The following is a 929-nucleotide window of genomic DNA, read 5'->3' on the forward strand; positions in this document are numbered from 1 at the left end:
CGGGAGGTGATGACCGCCGCGGGTGCGGTCACGGTGAAAGCACCGCGGGTCAATGACAAGCGTGTCGACCCCGAAACCGAGGAGCGGCACAAGTTTTCGTCGAAGATCTTGCCCGCGTGGGCGCGTAAGAGTCCGGAGATCTCCGCGGTGCTGCCGTTGCTGTATCTACATGGGCTGTCCTCGGGTGATTTCGGGCCGGCGCTCGAGCAGTTCCTGGGGTCGGGCGCCGGACTGTCGGCGGCCACGATCACCCGGCTGACCAAGCAATGGCAGAAAGAGGCCGCCGCCTTCGCCGACCGGGCTATCACCGCCGACTATGTGTACCTGTGGGTCGACGGTATCCACCTCAAGGTGCGTTTGGAGCAGGAGAAGCTGTGCCTGCTGGTGATGATCGGGGTCCGCGCCGACGGCAAGAAGGAACTCATCGCAGTCGCTGATGGGTATCGGGAATCGACCGAGTCGTGGGCGGATCTGCTGCGGTCGTGCAAACGCCGCGGCATGCCGGCGCCGGCTCTGGCCGTCGGGGACGGGGCGCTCGGCTTCTGGGCCGCGATCCGGGAGGTGTTCCCCGACACGCGTGAGCAACGATGCTGGTTCCACAAACAAGCCAATGTTCTTGCTGCGCTACCGAAATCAGCCCACCCCAACGCGATCAAGGCGATGCAGGAAATCTACAACGCCGAAGACGAACACCACGCCCGCCAAGCGATCACCGCGTTCGAGAAAGCCTACAGCGCCAAGTACCCGAAGGCCGTGGCCAAGATCGTCGATGACGACGACGTGCTACTCGAGTTCTACCGGTACCCGGCCGAACACTGGATACATCTGCGCACCACCAACCCGATCGAGTCCACGTTCGCGACCGTGCGACTGCGGACCAAGGTGACCAAAGGCCCCGGATCACGGGCCGCCGGCATCGCGATGGCCTA

At 64.2% G+C, this 929-nt stretch carries 1 protein-coding gene; it reads left to right on the forward strand.

The window, feature by feature from the left end; translation table 11 throughout:
- Positions 1-929, forward strand: a 929-nt coding sequence (locus IEW22_RS19820; RefSeq protein ID WP_188589124.1) for an IS256 family transposase, incomplete at both ends; no start/stop codon positions are given.

This window comes from Gordonia jinhuaensis (genome assembly GCF_014639795.1).
GTDB classification, from domain to species: Bacteria; Actinomycetota; Actinomycetes; order Mycobacteriales; family Mycobacteriaceae; genus Gordonia_B; species Gordonia_B jinhuaensis.